This window comes from Cupriavidus numazuensis, from assembly GCF_905397435.1.
Classification (GTDB): Bacteria; Pseudomonadota; Gammaproteobacteria; order Burkholderiales; family Burkholderiaceae; genus Cupriavidus; species Cupriavidus numazuensis.
Genome location: NZ_CAJPVI010000027.1, coordinates 35,026 through 51,828 on the forward strand (window position 1 = coordinate 35,026; position 16,803 = coordinate 51,828).

Consider the following 16,803-nt stretch of genomic DNA (forward strand, 5'->3'; position numbering starts at 1 on the left):
ACACGATGTTATTGGCTCTGGCCCAGTGGCTGCAAAACGATTACAGCTTCCTGCGGGTCGTCAACTACCTGACCTTCCGCGCGGTGATGGCCAACCTCACCGCGCTGGTGATCGGCCTCGCCGCCGGTCCGTGGGTCATTCGCAAGCTGACCGAACTGAAGGTCGGTCAGGCCGTGCGCACGATCGGCCCGCAGACCCATCTGGTCAAGTCCGGCACGCCGACCATGGGCGGCGTGCTGGTGCTCGTTTCGATCGCCATCTCCACGGTGCTGTGGTGCGACTGGGGCAACCGCTTCATCTGGGTGGTGATGCTGGTGACGCTCGGCTATGGCGCCATTGGCTGGGTCGACGACTACCGCAAGGTGGTCTATCGCGATCCGCGCGGCATGTCGAGCCGCGAGAAGTTCTTCTGGCAGACGCTGATTGGCCTGGTCGCCGCCGTGTACCTGGCGTTCTCGGTGTCGGAGAGCAGCAATGTGCGGGTCTGGGACCTGTTCCTGAGCTGGGTCGAGGGCGGCCTGTCGCTGGACATGCCGTACAAGTCCAACCTGATCGTGCCCTTCTTCAAGGAAGTCAGCTATCCGCTGGGCGTGGCCGGCTTCATCGTGCTGACCTACCTGGTGATCGTCGGCTCCAGCAACGCGGTGAACCTGACCGACGGCCTCGATGGCCTGGTGATCATGCCGGTGGTGTTGGTTGGCGGTGCGCTGGGCGCCTTCGCTTATGTGATGGGCAGTTCGGTCTACAGCAAATACCTGCTGTTCCCGCATATTCCGGGTGCGGGCGAACTACTGATCTTCTGTTCGGCGATGGCGGGCGCGGGGCTGGCCTTCCTCTGGTTCAACGCGCATCCGGCGCAGGTGTTCATGGGCGACGTCGGCGCACTGGCACTCGGCGGCGCGCTTGGCACCGTGGCCGTGATCGTGCGCCAGGAAATCGTGCTGTTCGTGATGGGCGGCATCTTCGTCGTGGAAACCCTGTCGGTGATGCTGCAGGTCACGTGGTTCAAGGTCACCAAGCGCCGCTATGGGGAAGGGCGAAGGCTCTTCCGCATGGCGCCGCTGCACCACCATTTCGAGCTGAGCGGCTGGAAGGAAACGCAGGTCACCGTGCGCTTCTGGATCATCACCATGCTGCTGGTGCTGATCGGGCTGTCCACGCTGAAGCTGCGCTGATTCGGGCGCTTTCTATATAGACAACAGGATTACTGAACTCAAAAGGCAGGAATACGAAGTGTTTGGCGAGCTGCAAAAACCTCATGTGCTGGTACTGGGCCTCGGCGAATCGGGGCTGGCCATGGCGCGCTGGTGTGGCCTGAACGGCTGCGCGGTGCGCGTGGCCGACACGCGCGAGGCGCCTGCCAACCTTGTCTTCCTGCAGGCCGAGCTGATGTCGGCCGAGTTTGCAGGCGGCCCGTTCGCCGAAAGCCTGCTCGACGGCATCGGCCTGGTGGCGATCAGCCCGGGCCTGTCGCCGCTGGAGGCGAATACCGGCGAGCTGCTTGCCGCGGCACGCCAGCGTGGCATCCCCGTGTGGGGCGAGATCGAACTGTTCGCGCGCGCGCTTGCACACCTGCAGGCCGAATCCGGCTATGCGCCGAAGGTGCTCGCAATTACCGGCACCAACGGCAAGACCACCACGACCGCGCTGACTGGCCGGCTGGTCGAGCGCGCGGGCAAGAGCGTGGCGGTGGCGGGCAATATCAGCCCGTCGGCGCTCGACAAGCTGTCGGCCTGCATCGCTTCGGCCACGCTGCCGGACGTCTGGGTGCTGGAGCTGTCGAGCTTCCAGCTTGAAACGACGCATACGCTGGCGCCGCACGCGGCGACCGTGCTCAATGTCACGCAGGACCATCTCGACTGGCATGGCTCGATGGAAGCCTACGCCGCGTCGAAGGCGCGCATCTTCGGACCGGCGGGCACGGCTTGCGTGCAGGTGCTGAACCGCAATGACCGCCTGACCATGGACATGGCCCGCCCGGGCACCGCCCCAGTGACTTTCGGCACTGACCTGCCCGAGACGCCAGGCAGCTTCGGCGTGCTGCGCGAAGGCGGCATGCCGTGGCTGGTGCTGGCCGAACCGGACTCGGAAGCGGAAGGGGAGGGCAAGCCGCGCCGCCGCAAGGCCGATGCCGCCGCGCAGGAAGCCGTGCCGGTGCGCCACAAGCGCCTGATGCCGGCCGACGCTTTGCATATCCGCGGCATGCACAACGCCACCAACGCCATGGCGGCGCTGGCGCTGTGCCGCGCGATCGATTTGCCGCTTAACGCGCTGCTGCATGGCCTGCGGGAATACCGTGGCGAGCCGCACCGCGTGGAGTGGGTCGCCACCATCGATGAAGTCGAGTATTTCGACGACAGCAAGGGCACCAACGTGGGCGCCACGGTGGCCGCGCTGTCGGGCCTGGACAAGCGCGTCGTGCTGATCGCCGGCGGCGAAGGCAAGGGCCAGGATTTCTCGCCGCTGGCCGCGCCGGTCGCGCAATACGCGCGCGCGGTGGTGCTGATCGGCCGTGCCGCAGGCGAGTTGCGCGATGCCTTGCAGGGCAGCGGCGCGTCGCTGGTCGATGCCGCCACGCTTGAAGAAGCCGTGAACAAGGCTGCGGAGCTGGCCGAGGGCGGCGATGTCGTGCTGCTGTCGCCGGCGTGCGCCAGCCTCGACATGTTCCGTAACTACGTGCACCGCGCCGAAGTGTTCCGCTCGGCGGTGGAAGAACTGGCCCTGTCGCGGGGGATCATGCCATGAGTGACTCGCAGGTCAAGCGCAGCGGTTTCATCGGCGCCACCATCGGCAATGCCTGGGGTGGCCTGCGCGATGCGGTGTCGGGCGTCAAGCCGACCCGATCGCGCATGATGGAGTACGACCAGCCCCTCTTGTGGGTGGCGATCGTGCTGCTCGCGCTCGGCCTGGTGATGGTCTACTCGGCGTCGATCGCGCTGCCGGATTCGCCGCGCTACGCCAACTATCGCGAAAGCCACTTCCTGGTCCGCCATGCGTTCGCGCTGCTGATCGGGCTGTCGGTCGGCCTGGCGGCGTTCCAGATCCCGGTGAAGGTGTGGGACCGCTATGCGCCCAAGCTGTTCATCATCGCGCTGGTGCTGCTGGTGATCGTGCTGGTGCCGTTTGTCGGCAAGGGCGTGAATGGCGCACGCCGCTGGATTCCGCTGGGCGTCATGAATTTCCAGCCATCGGAGCTGATGAAGCTGGCCGTGGTGCTGTACGCGGCCAACTACACCGTGCGCAAGCAGGAGTGGATGCAGACCGTGTCCAAGGGCTTCCTGCCGATGGGCGTGGCGGTCGTGGTGGTCGGCATGCTGCTGCTGCTCGAGCCGGACATGGGCGCGTTCCTGGTGATCGCCGCGGTGGCCATGGGCATCCTGTTCCTTGGTGGCATCAACGGCAAGCTGTTCGCGGGACTGGTCGGCGTGGCGATCGGCGCGTTTGCGCTGCTGATCACGGCATCGCCATGGCGGCGCGAGCGGATCTTCGCGTATCTGAATCCGTGGGAAGAGAGCAATGCGCTCGGCAAGGCGTACCAGCTTACGCACTCGCTGATCGCCTTCGGCCGTGGCGAATGGACCGGCGTCGGCCTCGGCGGCAGCATCGAAAAATTGCACTACCTGCCCGAAGCGCATACCGACTTCATCCTCGCCGTGATTGGCGAGGAATTCGGCTTTGTGGGCGTGCTGGTCGTCATCATCCTGTTCTACTGGATGGTGCGCCGTGCGTTCGGCATCGGCCGTACCGCGCTGCAACTCGACCGCACGTTTGCCGGCCTTGTAGCCAAGGGCATCGGCGTGTGGATCGGCTGGCAGACCTTTATCAATATGGGCGTGAACCTGGGCCTGCTGCCGACCAAGGGGCTGACGCTGCCGCTGGTGAGCTACGGCGGCTCGGGCATCCTGATGAATTGCGTGGCGCTGGCGATCCTGCTTCGTATCGACTATGAAAATCGTGTGCTGATGCGCGGAGGCAAGGTATGACGCAGCAGCGCACCCTGCTCGTGATGGCCGGCGGCACCGGGGGGCATGTATTCCCCGGGCTGGCGGTCGCGCACGCGCTGCGCGAGCAGGGCTGGAAGGTCGTCTGGCTGGGCAACCGCACTGGCATGGAAGCCACGCTGGTGCCCAAGCACGACATCCCGATGGAGTTCATCCAGTTCGGCGGGCTGCGTGGCAAGGGCCTGGTGACCAAGTTCCTGCTGCCGCTGAACCTGCTGCGCGCGTTCTGGCAGAGCCTCGGCGCGCTGCGCCGCGTGCGGCCGAGCGTGGTGCTGGGCATGGGCGGCTATATCACGTTCCCGGCGGGCATGATGGCCTCGCTGCTCGGGCGGCCGCTGGTGCTGCACGAGCAGAACTCGATCGCCGGCCTGGCCAACAAGGTGCTCGCCAAGGTGGCCGATCGCGTGCTGTGCGCGTTCCCGGACACGCTGCCCGACAGCGAGTGGACCGGCAACCCGGTGCGCGAAGAACTCGCACATATGACGGAGCCGGAGGCGCGTTATGACGTGCGCACGGGCCCGCTGAACGTGCTGGTGGTCGGCGGCAGCCTGGGCGCCGCGGCGCTCAACGACGTCGTGCCGAAGGCTATCGCCATGCTGCCCGAAGCGCAGCGTCCGGTGGTCACGCACCAGGCCGGCGCAAAGCAGATCGACACGCTGCGTGCGAACTATGCCGCCGCGCAAGTGTCTGCTCAGACCCTGCCTTTTATCGATGACATGGCGAAGGCGTATGCCGACGCCGACCTGGTGATCTGCCGCGCGGGCGCGATGACGGTCTCGGAAGTGGCGGCCGCCGGTGTGGCGGCGCTATTCGTGCCGTTCCCGCATGCAGTGGACGATCACCAGACGACCAATGCGGAATTCCTGTCCAAGCAGGGCGCAGCCTTGCTTGTGCAGCAACAAGAACTGACGGCGGACGGACTGGCGAAGACCATCGCCGGCCTGAACCGGCCGCAACTGAAAGAGATGGCGCGCCTGGCGCGCGGACTGGCCAAGCCTGAGGCAACCCGGCGCGTCGCCGAGGTATGCAGCCAGATGGCCAGGGACTGAAGCCCAATACATGTAGTGACTCAATGAAGCATATCGTTAAAAACATCCACTTCGTAGGCATCGGCGGCGCCGGCATGAGCGGCATCGCGGAGGTCCTGCTGAACCTGGGCTACAAGGTCTCGGGTTCCGACGTGGGCAGCAACGCCGCCACGCGGCGCCTGGCTTCGCTCGGCGCCACGGTCATGCACGGGCATGACGCGGCGAACATTGCCGGTGCGAACGCCGTGGTGGTTTCCACGGCCGTGAGCGGGGACAACCCCGAAGTGCTGGCCGCCCGCAGCAAGCGCATCCCGGTGGTGCCGCGCGCGGTGATGCTGGCCGAACTGATGCGCCTGAAGCAGGGCGTCGCCATTGCCGGCACGCACGGCAAGACCACGACCACGAGCCTGGTGGCTTCGGTGCTGGCCGAGGGCGGGCTGGACCCGACCTTCGTGATCGGCGGCCGCCTGAATTCCGCCGGCGCCAATGCGCGCCTGGGCACGGGCGATTTCATCGTGGCCGAGGCCGATGAATCCGATGCCTCGTTCCTGAATCTGTTCCCGGTTATCGAAGTCATCACGAACATCGATGCCGATCACATGGACACCTACGGGCACGACTTTGCGCGGCTCAAGCAGGCGTTCATCGAATTCACGCAGCGCCTGCCGTTCTACGGCATCGCCGTGCTGTGCGTGGACGATCCGAACGTGCGCGAGATCCTGCCGTTCGTGTCCAAGCCTGTGGTGCGCTACGGCTTTGCCGAGGATGCGCAGATCCGCGCGGTCAATGCGCGCGCCGTCGATGGCCAGATGCATTTCACCGTGCACCGCCAGCTCAACGGCCATGCCGAGCCGCCGCTGGACGTGGTGCTGAACCTGCCCGGCCTGCATAACGTGCAGAACGCGCTGGCCGCGATCGCCATCGCGACCGAACTGGAAGTGCCGGACGCCGCCATCGTCAAGGCGCTGCGCGAATTCCATGGCGTGGGCCGCCGCTTCCAGCGCTACGGCGAAGTGGCCACTGCGGACGGCACCGGTACGTTCACGCTGGTCGACGACTACGGCCACCATCCGGTGGAAATGGCTGCGACGCTCTCCGCCGCGCGCGGCGCGTTCCCGGGCCGCCGCCTGGTGCTGGCGTTCCAGCCGCACCGTTTTACGCGCACGCGCGATTGCTTCGAGGATTTCGTCAAGGTGCTCGGCACCGTTGATGCGCTGTTGCTGGCCGAGGTCTATGCCGCCGGCGAAGCCCCGATCGTCGCGGCCGATGGCCGCGCGCTGACTCGTGCGCTGCGCGTGGCAGCCAAGGTTGAACCTGTTTTCGTGGAGCAGATGGAAGAAATGCCGCAGGCCATCATGAATGCCGCCAGGCCTGGCGATGTGGTCGTGACCATGGGGGCCGGCTCGATCGGCGCGGTGCCGGGACAGGTGGTCTCGCACCAGCAGCCGCTGCAGGCGGGAGGTGCGGCATGAGCTTCGTCGCCCATCCCAAGATCGACCCGAAATCGCTGGGCAAGGTCGGCGTGCTGTATGGCGGCCGCTCGGCCGAGCGCGAGATTTCGCTGATGTCCGGCAGTGGCGTGCTGGCCGCGCTGCAGTCGCGCGGCGTGGATGCGCACGGCTTTGACCCGGCGATGCAGAGCGTGGCCGAACTGGCCGCGGCCGGCTTCGACCGCGTCTTCATCGCGCTGCACGGCCGCTACGGCGAGGACGGCACCATGCAGGGTCTGCTCGAGCAGCTCGGCGTGCCCTACACCGGCAGCGGCGTGCTCGCGTCGGCGCTGGCCATGGACAAGCAGGCGACCAAGCGCCTGTGGATGACGCATGACCTGTCCACGCCGCGCTTCGCCATGCTGTATGCCGATACGGATTTCGATGCGGTCGTGGCCGATCTCGGCCTGCCGCTGATCGTCAAGCCGGCGCGCGAAGGCTCGTCGATCGGCCTGAGCAAGGTCACCGAAGCGTCGCAGATGCGCGAAGCATTCGAGAAGGCGGAAGCCCTGGATAACGACGTCATTGCCGAGAGTTTCATCGATGGCGCCGAGCTGACCTGCCCGCTGGTAGGGGAGGGCGCCACGGCCGAAGCGCTGCCGGTGATCCAAATTGTTGCGCCGGGTGCCAACTATGACTATCAAAATAAGTACTTTACTGACGATACCCAATATCTGTGTCCGTCAGGCCTGAGTGCTGAAGTCGAGCGCGAGGTGCAGCAACTGGCGGTGCAGGCCTACCGCGTGCTGGGCTGCCGTGGCTGGGCGCGTGCGGACGTGATGCTGCGCGCCGACGGCAAGCCTTTCCTGCTTGAAATGAATACCTCGCCGGGCATGACCGGCCATTCGCTCGTGCCGATGGCCGCGCGCGCGGCTGGCATCAGCTATGAGGATTTCGTGATGCAGGTCGTGGCCGCTGCAACGCTGGACCTGCATCCGAACGAACACTGGAAACCCGAATAACCCTGGCAAGACCATACCGGACGACCCTGCAACATGTGGCATAACGCTCGCCTGCTCAACCTGATCGCCTCCGCGCTCTACGCGCTGGTGGCGGTGATGGCGCTCGCGGCTGGTTTGCTCTGGCTGGCGCAGCGGCCGGTGTTCGCGATCACCCATGTCGTGGTGGCGCCGATGGACGGCGGCGCGCTGCGCCACGTCAACGCGCCGAGCGTGCGGTCCAATGCGCTGGGCAAGCTGACCGGCAATTTCTTCACGCTGGACCTGAACGCGGCACGGCAGGTGTTCGAGTCGGTGCCATGGGTGCGGCGTGCAAGCGTGCGGCGCGAATGGCCAAACGGGCTGGCGGTGGAAGTCGAGGAACACGAGGCGCTGGGCACCTGGGGGGCAACCGACAGCGGCAGGCTGATCAACACCTATGGAGAGGTGTTCGTCGCCAATACCGCCGAGGCCGAGGAAGACGCCCAGTTGCTGGCGCTCGACGGCCCGCCCGACAGCGAAGGCGACGTGATCGAGAAGCTCGAGGTCATGCGCGAATGGTTCAAGCCGCTCAAGGCCGAACCGCTGTCGGTGGCGCTGTCCGGCCGCTATGCATGGCGCACCAAGCTTTCCAACGGCATGGTGGTCGAGCTGGGCCGCGAGCAGAACGACGAGGAACGCGCGGCGATGGAACAGCGCGTGAAGCGCTTCGTCGCCGCGTGGCCGCAGGTCACCGAGCAGTGGGGCAAGCAGATCGACTACGCGGACCTGCGCTACCCGAACGGGTTCGCGATCCGCACGGCCAATGCCCGCTTCCTGACCGACGCGCAGGCAGCTGCGGCGGCGAAGGCGGCGGCGGCAGGCAAGGGATCCACAGTAACTGGTACTTCCACTAACAATCCGACGCGACTGAAGAGCAAGAACGCGGAGAAAACCCGATGAGCAAGGAATACAAGGACCTACTGGTCGGTCTCGACATCGGCACCTCGAAGGTGGCGGCCGTGGTGGCGGAACTGCGCCCCGACGGCAGCTACGAGGTGATCGGGATGGGCCAGTCAGAGTCCAAGGGTCTGAAGAAAGGGGTCGTGGTCAATATCGAGGCCACCGTGCAGTCGATCCAGAAGGCGCTTGAAGAGGCCGAGCTGATGGCCGACTGCAAGATCGCCGAGGTGTTCACCGGCATTGCCGGCAGCCATATCCGCAGCTTCAATTCGAGCGGCATGGTGGCCATCAAGGACAAGGAGGTCACGCAAACCGACGTGGCGCGCGTGATCGAGACCGCCAAGGCGGTCAATATCCCGACCGACCAGCAGATCCTGCACATCCTCACGCAGGAATTCATCATCGACGGCCAGGAAGACGTGCGCGAGCCGATCGGCATGAGCGGCATCCGGCTGGAAGTGAAGGTGCATATCGTCACCGGCGCGGTCAGTGCGGCGCAGAACATCGTCAAGTGCGTGCGCCGCTGCGGCCTGGAAGTGCATGACCTGATCCTGCAGCCGCTGGCCTCGAGCCTGGCGGTGCTGACCGAGGACGAGAAGGAACTCGGCGTAGTGCTGGTCGACATCGGCGGCGGCACCACCGACATCGCCATCTTCAGCGAAGGCGCGATCCGCCATACGGCCGTGATCCCCATCGCGGGCGACCAGATCACCAACGACATCGCGATGGCGCTGCGCACGCCGACGCCCGATGCCGAGGACATCAAGGTGCAGTACGGCATCGCCAAGCAGGCCATTGCCGATCCGGAAGACATGATCGAGGTGCCCGGCGTAGGCGACCGCGGTACGCGCACGCTGTCGCGCCAGGCGCTGGCGGCGGTGATCGAGCCGCGTATCGAAGAACTGTATTCGCTGGTGCACCAGGTGGTGCGCGAGTCGGGCTACGAAGAGCTGCTGTCGTCGGGCGTGGTGATCACGGGCGGCACGGCGATGATGCCGGGCATGGTGGAGCTCGGCGAGGACATTTTCCTGAAGCCGGTTCGTGTCGGCGTGCCCGAGTATCGCGGCAACCTGCACGAGGTGGTGAAGAGCCCGCGCTATTCCACGGTGATGGGACTGCTGCTCGAAGGCCGCGTGCAGCGCATGCGCGGACGAAAGGTTGCGGTGCAGAGCGGCTCGGTCAAGCAGGTGTGGGGTCGCATGAAGGAATGGTTTGTCGGCAACTTCTGACGTGAAGCTTGTCTGACAAAAGGAAAGTCGCGCTGTCCTTGTCGTTCTTGTCTACCTGGGCAGGGATGGCGCGTTGAAGTGAACAATTTCTTTTAATTGGTTTCTTGTTCAGGAACCAGCGGTTGCGGCGGGGAGGCTGCAACGTCTGGGGACTGATTTTTCTCGGAGGCAGTGATGGACTTTGACATGATCGAAACGGAAGTGATGGACGGCACCATCATCAAAGTGGTTGGTGTGGGCGGCGCGGGCGGAAATGCCGTGCAGCACATGATCAGCCGCGGCGTGCAAGGTGTGGAGTTCATCTGCATGAACACCGACGCGCAGGCGCTGAAGCGCTCGACCGCTTCGCGCGTGCTGCAGCTCGGCAATTCGGGCCTGGGTGCCGGCGCCAAGCCGGAAGTCGGCCGCAACTGCGCCGAGCAGGCCCGCGAGCAGATCGCGGACGCGCTGCGCGGTGCGCACATGGTCTTCATCACTGCCGGCATGGGCGGCGGCACCGGTACCGGCGCCGCGCCGATCGTCGCTCAGGTGGCCAAGGAAATGGGCATCCTGACCGTGGGCGTGGTCAGCAAGCCGTTCGAGTTCGAAGGCGCACGGCGCGCCAAGGTGGCCGAACACGGTTCGAGCGAGTTGGAAAGCTCGGTCGACTCGCTGATCGTCGTGCTCAACGAGAAGCTCTTCGAAGTCATGGGCGATGACGCCGAGATGGACAAGTGCTTCCAGTGCGCCGACGACGTGCTGCACAACGCCGTCGCCGGTATCGCCGAAATCATCAATGTCGATGGTCTGGTGAACGTCGACTTCGAAGACGTGAAGACGGTGATGGGCGAGCAGGGCAAGGCCATGATGGGCACGGCGACCGTGTCGGGCGTGGACCGCGCCCGCCTGGCTGCCGAGCAGGCCGTGGCCAGCCCGCTGCTGGAAGGCGTGGATCTGTCCGGTGCGCGCGGCGTGCTGGTCAACATTACCGCCAGCCGTTCGCTCAAGCTGTCGGAAACCAAGGAAGTCATGAACACCATCCGCAGCTACGCCGCGGAAGATGCGACCGTGATCTTCGGTACGGTGTATGACGACGCGATGGGCGATGCGCTGCGCGTTACTGTTGTGGCGACGGGCCTGGGCCGTTCGGCCAAGAAGCAGCAGCCGATGACGCTGCTGAAGACCGGTACCGACAACATGCCGGTGCAGATGATGGCTGGCATGGCTGCGGCCGCCACCACGCACCACAGCTCGCCCGACTACAGCGGCCTGGATACCCCGGCCGTGTGGCGCAGCTCGCGTGAATCGGCGTCGGCCCACGTGGCGGCGCTGCAGGAAAAGGGTGTGGATACGTACGATATCCCGGCCTTCCTGCGCAAGCAGGCAGACTGAGCCGGAGCGGCCGGATCCAGCATCGCAGGGCCGGTCCCTGACGGATTGCACGTCCTTGTCGCGAAGCACGCAGCGCTCCCTATCCGCGCGTGCCTTGCATGGATGGTGTGACCCGCCCGGGCTGCCGGTGATGCCGCGTCCGCGCTGAACCGCCTCCGTTCACATCCTGTCGCCGGGACGGGCGGCCGCTGGCCGCCTCCCCGGACTGGTTCCCGCCCTCCCGGTCGGGATGTGTCGCCGTCCGCGCGGCGCGCTGCAAGGCGCGCCGCGCGGACGTTTTTGTAGCAAGCTGTATCGAAATGCCACCGGATGTCATCGTCCTTGGACGAGCGCGCCATGGCGCCTATGATTGCCGGCAGGCTTTCAACTCCCTCCCTTTTTGACAGGAAGTCACCCACCATGATCGCTGTCGGACAACGCGTGCCGGACGCCACGCTGCAGGAATTCTTCGATACCCAGAGCGAAGGCTGCTCGCTCGGCCCCAATGCCTTCCGCGTCGCGGATCTCGTCAAGGGACGCAAGATCGTGGTCTTCGCCTTGCCTGGTGCGTTCACGCCGACCTGCTCGGCCAAGCATGTCCCCGGCTACGTGGCCGAAGCACAGGCCCTGCGCGGTGCGGGTGTGGACGAGGTCTGGTGCGTTTCGGTCAACGATGCGTTCGTGATGGGCGCCTGGGGCCGCGAACAGCACACCGAAGGCAAGGTGCGCATGATGGCCGACGGAAGCGCAGAATGGACCCGTGCACTGGGTCTTGACCAGGATCTCTCTGCGCGCGGCATGGGCGTGCGCTCCAAGCGGTACGCCATGATGCTGGACGATGGCGTCGTGACCCACCTGCAGGTCGAGGCGCCCGGCGAATTCAAGGTCAGCAGCGCGGAAGCGATGCTAGAGGCGTTGCGCGGCTGACACAGATTCTCAATTCGGTGTGTCGCAAATGACACGTGATGTGCATGTATTAACACACCGAAACAAAGTGTCTTAGCGGGATTTCCCTAGCAGTGGTAAAATCACTTAATCGAATATGAAACCTGATAGGTTTTAATAATTACTGAGGCCGCCATGCTCAAACAGCGCACCATCAAGTCCCTGGTGAAGACGGTCGGCATCGGTCTGCACTCGGGTCGCAAAGTGACGCTGACCCTGCGGCCGGCACCGGCCGACACCGGTATCGTCTTTACCCGCGTAGACCTGCCCGAAGCCGTCGAAATCCCCGCGGCTGCCGGAGCCATCGGTGACACGCGCCTTGCGTCGGTGTTGCAGAAGGATGGTGCGCGCGTCTCGACGGTCGAGCACCTGATGTCGGCCTGCGCTGGCCTCGGCATCGACAACCTCTATGTCGACGTCGACGCCGAAGAAATTCCGATCATGGACGGCAGCGCGGCTTCGTTCGTGTTCCTGCTGCAATCGGCCGGTATCGAACAGCAAAATGCCGCCAAGCGTTTTATCCGCGTGAAGAAGGCCGTGGAAGTGCGCGAGGGCGACAAGCTTGCGCGCCTGGAACCGTTCTTCGGCTTCAAGCTGTCGTTCACGATCGATTTCCGCCATCCGGCCGTCGACAAGACCGGCCAGAACTTCGAGATCGATTTTGCCGATACCAGCTACGTGCGTGAAATCGCGCGTGCGCGCACCTTCGGCTTCGCCCATGAAGTGGAAGCCTTGCGCGAGATGGGCCTGGCTCGCGGTGGCAGTCTCGACAATGCGATCGTGCTGGACGAGCACCGCATGCTCAACAATGAAGAGCTGCGCTATGGCGACGAGTTCGTGCGCCACAAGATCCTGGATGCGATCGGTGACCTGTATGTGGTCGGCCATCCGCTGATTGGCGCTTATGTGGCGCACAAGTCGGGTCACGGGTTGAACAACCAGTTGCTGCGTGCGTTGCTGGCTGACCAGGAAGCGTATGAGATCGTGACGTTCGATCGCGTGGAGGATGCGCCCGTCGCGTTCCTGCCGCAGGTGCAGCCGGCGTTTGCCTGATCGGAGCAGGCACCGAAAACAAAAAACCGGCCAGAAGGCCGGTTTTTTGTTCTTGTGATCCTACCGATGATGCGAGAGCAAGGTCTTCAACGCGTCCTGTAACCGTGAAGGCGGCAAACTGCGCGCCAGTTCATCGAGGCTGGCCAGCCCGACGGCGGTCATCTTCCCGTTGGTCCGCGGCCGCACCACGGGCCCGGTATCCCAGTCACTGTGCCGCGTCGCCTCCGGTTGTACCCGTACCCGGATTGCACTGACCTGCGAGCCCCGCTCCTGCAGGCGGGACAGCAACGTCGGCACCACCTGGCGCACACGCGCCGCCGCCGCGCCATGCGCGGCCAGTAACAGCAGCACCTGTTCCTGCTGAGGTCCCCGCCCGTCCCGCTTGACGCCGGCAACGGCAATGCCGTTGCGCATGCCGGGCGGCAGCAGTGACAGCACCTCCGCTTCCAGCGAAGCCAGCTCCCGCGCGGTCTGCATCAGCGCGGAGACAGGTCCGGCCTTGGCCAGCCAGTCATTGAGAGGCTTGGCTGCCGGGGTCTGCAGGGCGTGGTGGGTGAACAGGCGCATCAACACATTTTAACAACTTGGCAGGCCGGTGTTCCGGCATGGCCGTTCTGGCCGGGGCAGGCGAGGCCGCTCGACCGGCCCGCCCCTGCATTTGGAGGCCCATGTGAACGGCGTGCCACGCAAGCGGCACGATTTCCTGACGGCCGCGGGAGGACTTCCGCGGCCGCCACGGCAAGCCGTTGGGCAACTGGCGATTGAACCTTGCCGATCCGCCCCGATCTGTCAATAAATCCACATCGCGCCGGGGCTTGCGGGGTGTTGGCAACACGGCTGCTGCTGTCCCGGCCGTGACCCCGGCACATGATAAACTCGGCGTTTTGCGCCAATCTATCCATGCCTGGCACGGCTGGGGCTGCCCGTACATGGGTCGCCGGTCCGGACCGCGCAGGTGAAAGCACTCGATGATCACGGGCCTTCTCAAGAAAGTCTTCGGCAGCCGTAATGAACGGCTGATCAAACAATACCGCCGCACGGTGGAGCAGATCAACGCGCTGGAGCCCAAGTTCGAGCAGCTCTCGGACGACCAACTGCGCGGCATGACCGAGACCTTCCGGCAGCGCCACGCTGGCGGCGAGTCGCTCGAGTCGCTGCTGCCCGAGGCCTTTGCCGTGTGCCGCGAGGCCAGCAAGCGCATCATGAAGATGCGCCACTTCGACGTGCAGCTGATCGGCGGCATGGTGCTCAATGACAACAAGATCGCCGAAATGCGCACCGGCGAGGGCAAGACGCTGACCGCGACGCTGGCCGTGTACCTCAATGCCATCACCGGCAAGGGCGTGCACGTGGTGACCGTCAACGACTACCTGGCCCAGCGCGACGCTGAGTGGATGGGGCGCCTGTACAACTTCCTGGGCCTGTCGGTGGGTGTGAACCTGTCGCAGATGGCGCATGACGAGAAGCAGGCTGCGTACAACGCCGACATCACCTACGGCACCAACAACGAGTTCGGCTTCGACTACCTGCGCGACAACATGGTCTATGACCCGTCGCAGCGCGTGCAGCGTCCGCTGAACTACGCGATCGTCGACGAAGTGGACTCGATCCTGATCGACGAGGCGCGTACGCCGCTGATCATCTCGGGCCAGGCCGAGAACCACACCGACCTGTACCAGCGCATGAACGGCATCCCGAGGCTGCTCGAGCGCCAGATCGGCGAGGAAAAGGCCGACGGCACGGGCGTGGAGAAGCCGGGCGACTACTACGTGGACGAGAAGGGCCATCAGGTCTACCTGACCGAGGCCGGTCACGAAAAGGCGGAAGAGATCCTGGCGCAGCAAGGCCTGATCGGCGAGGGCGAATCGCTCTACGCGCCGCAGAACATCACGCTGATGCACCATCTGTACGCGGCCCTGCGCGCGCAGAGCTTGTTCCATCGCGACCAGCACTACGTGGTGCAGAACGACGAAGTCGTGATCGTCGACGAATTCACCGGCCGCCTGATGACGGGCCGCCGCTGGTCGGACGGCCTGCACCAGGCCGTGGAAGCCAAGGAAGGCGTGTCGATCCAGCAGGAAAACCAGACGCTGGCGACCATCACGTTCCAGAACTACTTCCGCATGTACACCAAGCTGGCCGGCATGACCGGCACGGCCGACACGGAAGCCTACGAATTCCAGGAGATCTACGGCCTGGAAGTGGTCGTGATCCCGACTAATCGCGCCGCACAGCGCAAGGACCTGCAGGACCAGATCTACAAGACGTCGAAGGAACGCTACGACGCCGTCGTGCGCGATATCCGCGACTGCTACGACCGTGGCCAGCCGGTACTGGTCGGCACGACCTCGATCGAGACGTCCGAGTACCTGTCGGACCTGCTCAACAAGGAAAAGCTGCCGCACCAGGTGCTCAACGCCAAGCAGCACGAGCGCGAGGCCGAGATCGTGGCCCAGGCTGGCCGCCCGAAGATGATCACCATCGCGACCAATATGGCCGGCCGCGGTACCGACATCGTGCTCGGCGGCAACGTGGAGAAGCAGGCGGGCTTTATCGAGATCGACCCGAACCTGTCGGACGCCGACAAGGCCGCGCGTATCCAGCAGCTCAAAGACGAATGGCAGTCGCTGCATGAGCAGGTCAAGTCGTTCGGCGGCCTGCATATCGTGGGCACCGAGCGCCATGAGTCGCGCCGTATTGACAACCAGCTGCGTGGCCGTGCCGGCCGCCAGGGCGACCCGGGTTCGTCGCGTTTCTACCTGTCGCTGGACGACCAGCTGCTGCGTATCTTCGCCGGTGACCGTGTACGTTCCATCATGGAACGCCTGAAGATGCCCGAGGGCGAACCGATCGAGGCCGGCATCGTTACGCGCTCGATCGAATCGGCGCAGCGCAAGGTCGAGGGCCGCAACTTCGATATCCGCAAGCAGCTGCTGCAGTACGACGACGTTGCCAACGACCAGCGCAAGGAAATCTACAAGTTGCGCAACGACGTGCTCGAAGCCAACGACGTCGGCGAAATGGTCAAGAACCTGCGCGAAAGTGTGCTGATCGAGCTGTTCCGCGAGCATGTGGCGGCCGACACCATGGAAGAGCAGTGGGATATCGCCGGCCTGGAAAACCGCCTGCGCGAGGACTGGGGCCTGGAGCTGCCGCTGGCCAAGACCATCGAAGGCGCGCAGAGCATCGAGGACGAAGCGCTGCTCGACATGATCCTCAAGGCGGCCGAGGAACGTTACGAAGGCAAGGTGGCGATGGTGGGCCGCGAATCGTTCGCGGGCTTCGAGCGCTCGGTCATGCTGCAGAGCATCGACTCGCACTGGCGCGAGCACCTGGCCGCGCTGGACCACCTGCGCCAGGGCATCCACCTGCGCGGCTATGCGCAGAAGGATCCGAAGCAGGAATACAAGCGCGAGTCGTTCGAACTGTTCGCGCGCCTGCTGGACGTGATCAAGAACGAAGTCACGCGCGTGACGTTCAACGTGCAGATCCAGTCGCCGGAAGAGCTGGAGCAGGCTTCGGAGCAGATCGAAGAAGGCCTGTCGCACCTGGAGAACGTCCAGTACAAGCACGACGAGTTCGCCGAGGGCCGCGAGCCCGTGGAAGACGCGCCGTCGCCGCGCACGGGTGCCGCGCTGGCTGCCGAAATGGCGGTGGCAGGCATGCCGAAGGTCGGCCGCAACGATCCTTGCCCGTGCGGTTCGGGCAAGAAGTTCAAGCAGTGCCACGGCAAGCTGAGCTGAGCCCCGCGCCAGCCGCGCCATGCAGGATTGCCCTTGCCGCCGTAGCGGAAGGGGCGAAGAGGTAACGACATGCCCGCGCCAAGC

13 protein-coding genes are annotated in these 16,803 nt (G+C 64.9%); 12 read left to right on the forward strand and 1 reads right to left on the reverse strand.

The window, feature by feature from the left end:
- Positions 1-5 precede the first annotated feature (5 nt).
- From mraY to lpxC, 11 genes are all read left to right on the forward strand, one after another.
- On the forward strand, positions 6-1,175 hold the full coding sequence (gene mraY / locus KHO41_RS21075; RefSeq protein ID WP_211955238.1) for a phospho-N-acetylmuramoyl-pentapeptide-transferase: 1,170 nt from the start codon (positions 6-8) through the stop codon (positions 1,173-1,175).
- Between the two features lie 58 nt (positions 1,176-1,233).
- Positions 1,234-2,745: a UDP-N-acetylmuramoyl-L-alanine--D-glutamate ligase gene (gene murD / locus KHO41_RS21080; protein WP_211955239.1), complete on the forward strand. Its 1,512-nt coding sequence runs from the start codon at positions 1,234-1,236 to the stop codon at positions 2,743-2,745.
- Entirely contained in the window at positions 2,742-3,983 is a 1,242-nt protein-coding gene (gene ftsW, locus KHO41_RS21085) for a putative lipid II flippase FtsW (RefSeq protein WP_211955240.1), read from the forward strand. The genes murD and ftsW overlap by 4 nt, the downstream gene beginning before the upstream one ends.
- Entirely contained in the window at positions 3,980-5,050 is a 1,071-nt protein-coding gene (murG, locus tag KHO41_RS21090; protein ID WP_211955241.1) for an undecaprenyldiphospho-muramoylpentapeptide beta-N-acetylglucosaminyltransferase, read from the forward strand. Before ftsW ends, murG begins: the two co-directional genes overlap by 4 nt.
- Positions 5,051-5,073: 23 nt before the next feature.
- Positions 5,074-6,501 (forward strand): UDP-N-acetylmuramate--L-alanine ligase, encoded by a 1,428-nt coding sequence (murC, locus tag KHO41_RS21095; RefSeq protein ID WP_211955242.1) that lies wholly within the window; start codon positions 5,074-5,076, stop codon positions 6,499-6,501.
- Positions 6,498-7,481, forward strand: a complete 984-nt coding sequence (locus KHO41_RS21100) for a D-alanine--D-alanine ligase (RefSeq protein ID WP_211955243.1) — start codon at positions 6,498-6,500, stop codon at positions 7,479-7,481. The genes murC and KHO41_RS21100 overlap by 4 nt, the downstream gene beginning before the upstream one ends.
- 33 nt (positions 7,482-7,514) lie before the next feature.
- Entirely contained in the window at positions 7,515-8,399 is an 885-nt protein-coding gene (locus tag KHO41_RS21105) for a cell division protein FtsQ/DivIB (RefSeq protein ID WP_211955244.1), read from the forward strand.
- Entirely contained in the window at positions 8,396-9,628 is a 1,233-nt protein-coding gene (gene ftsA / locus KHO41_RS21110) for a cell division protein FtsA (protein WP_011299120.1), read from the forward strand. Before KHO41_RS21105 ends, ftsA begins: the two co-directional genes overlap by 4 nt.
- Positions 9,629-9,802: 174 nt before the next feature.
- Entirely contained in the window at positions 9,803-10,999 is a 1,197-nt protein-coding gene (ftsZ, locus tag KHO41_RS21115) for a cell division protein FtsZ (protein WP_211955245.1), read from the forward strand.
- Between the two features lie 399 nt (positions 11,000-11,398).
- A complete protein-coding gene (locus KHO41_RS21120) occupies positions 11,399-11,905 on the forward strand; it encodes a peroxiredoxin (protein WP_211955246.1) in 507 nt (168 codons plus the stop codon).
- A 153-nt stretch (positions 11,906-12,058) separates the two neighbouring features.
- A complete protein-coding gene (gene lpxC / locus KHO41_RS21125; protein WP_211955247.1) occupies positions 12,059-12,976 on the forward strand; it encodes a UDP-3-O-acyl-N-acetylglucosamine deacetylase in 918 nt (305 codons plus the stop codon).
- Between the two features lie 60 nt (positions 12,977-13,036).
- Here the strand turns inward: lpxC and KHO41_RS21130 are convergent, their stop codons facing one another.
- Positions 13,037-13,543, reverse strand: a complete 507-nt coding sequence (locus KHO41_RS21130; protein WP_211955248.1) for a DciA family protein — start codon at positions 13,541-13,543, stop codon at positions 13,037-13,039.
- 401 nt (positions 13,544-13,944) lie between these two features.
- Between KHO41_RS21130 and secA the strand changes: the two genes are divergently transcribed.
- Entirely contained in the window at positions 13,945-16,719 is a 2,775-nt protein-coding gene (secA, locus tag KHO41_RS21135) for a preprotein translocase subunit SecA (protein WP_211955249.1), read from the forward strand.
- The last annotated feature ends 84 nt before the right edge of the window (positions 16,720-16,803 follow it).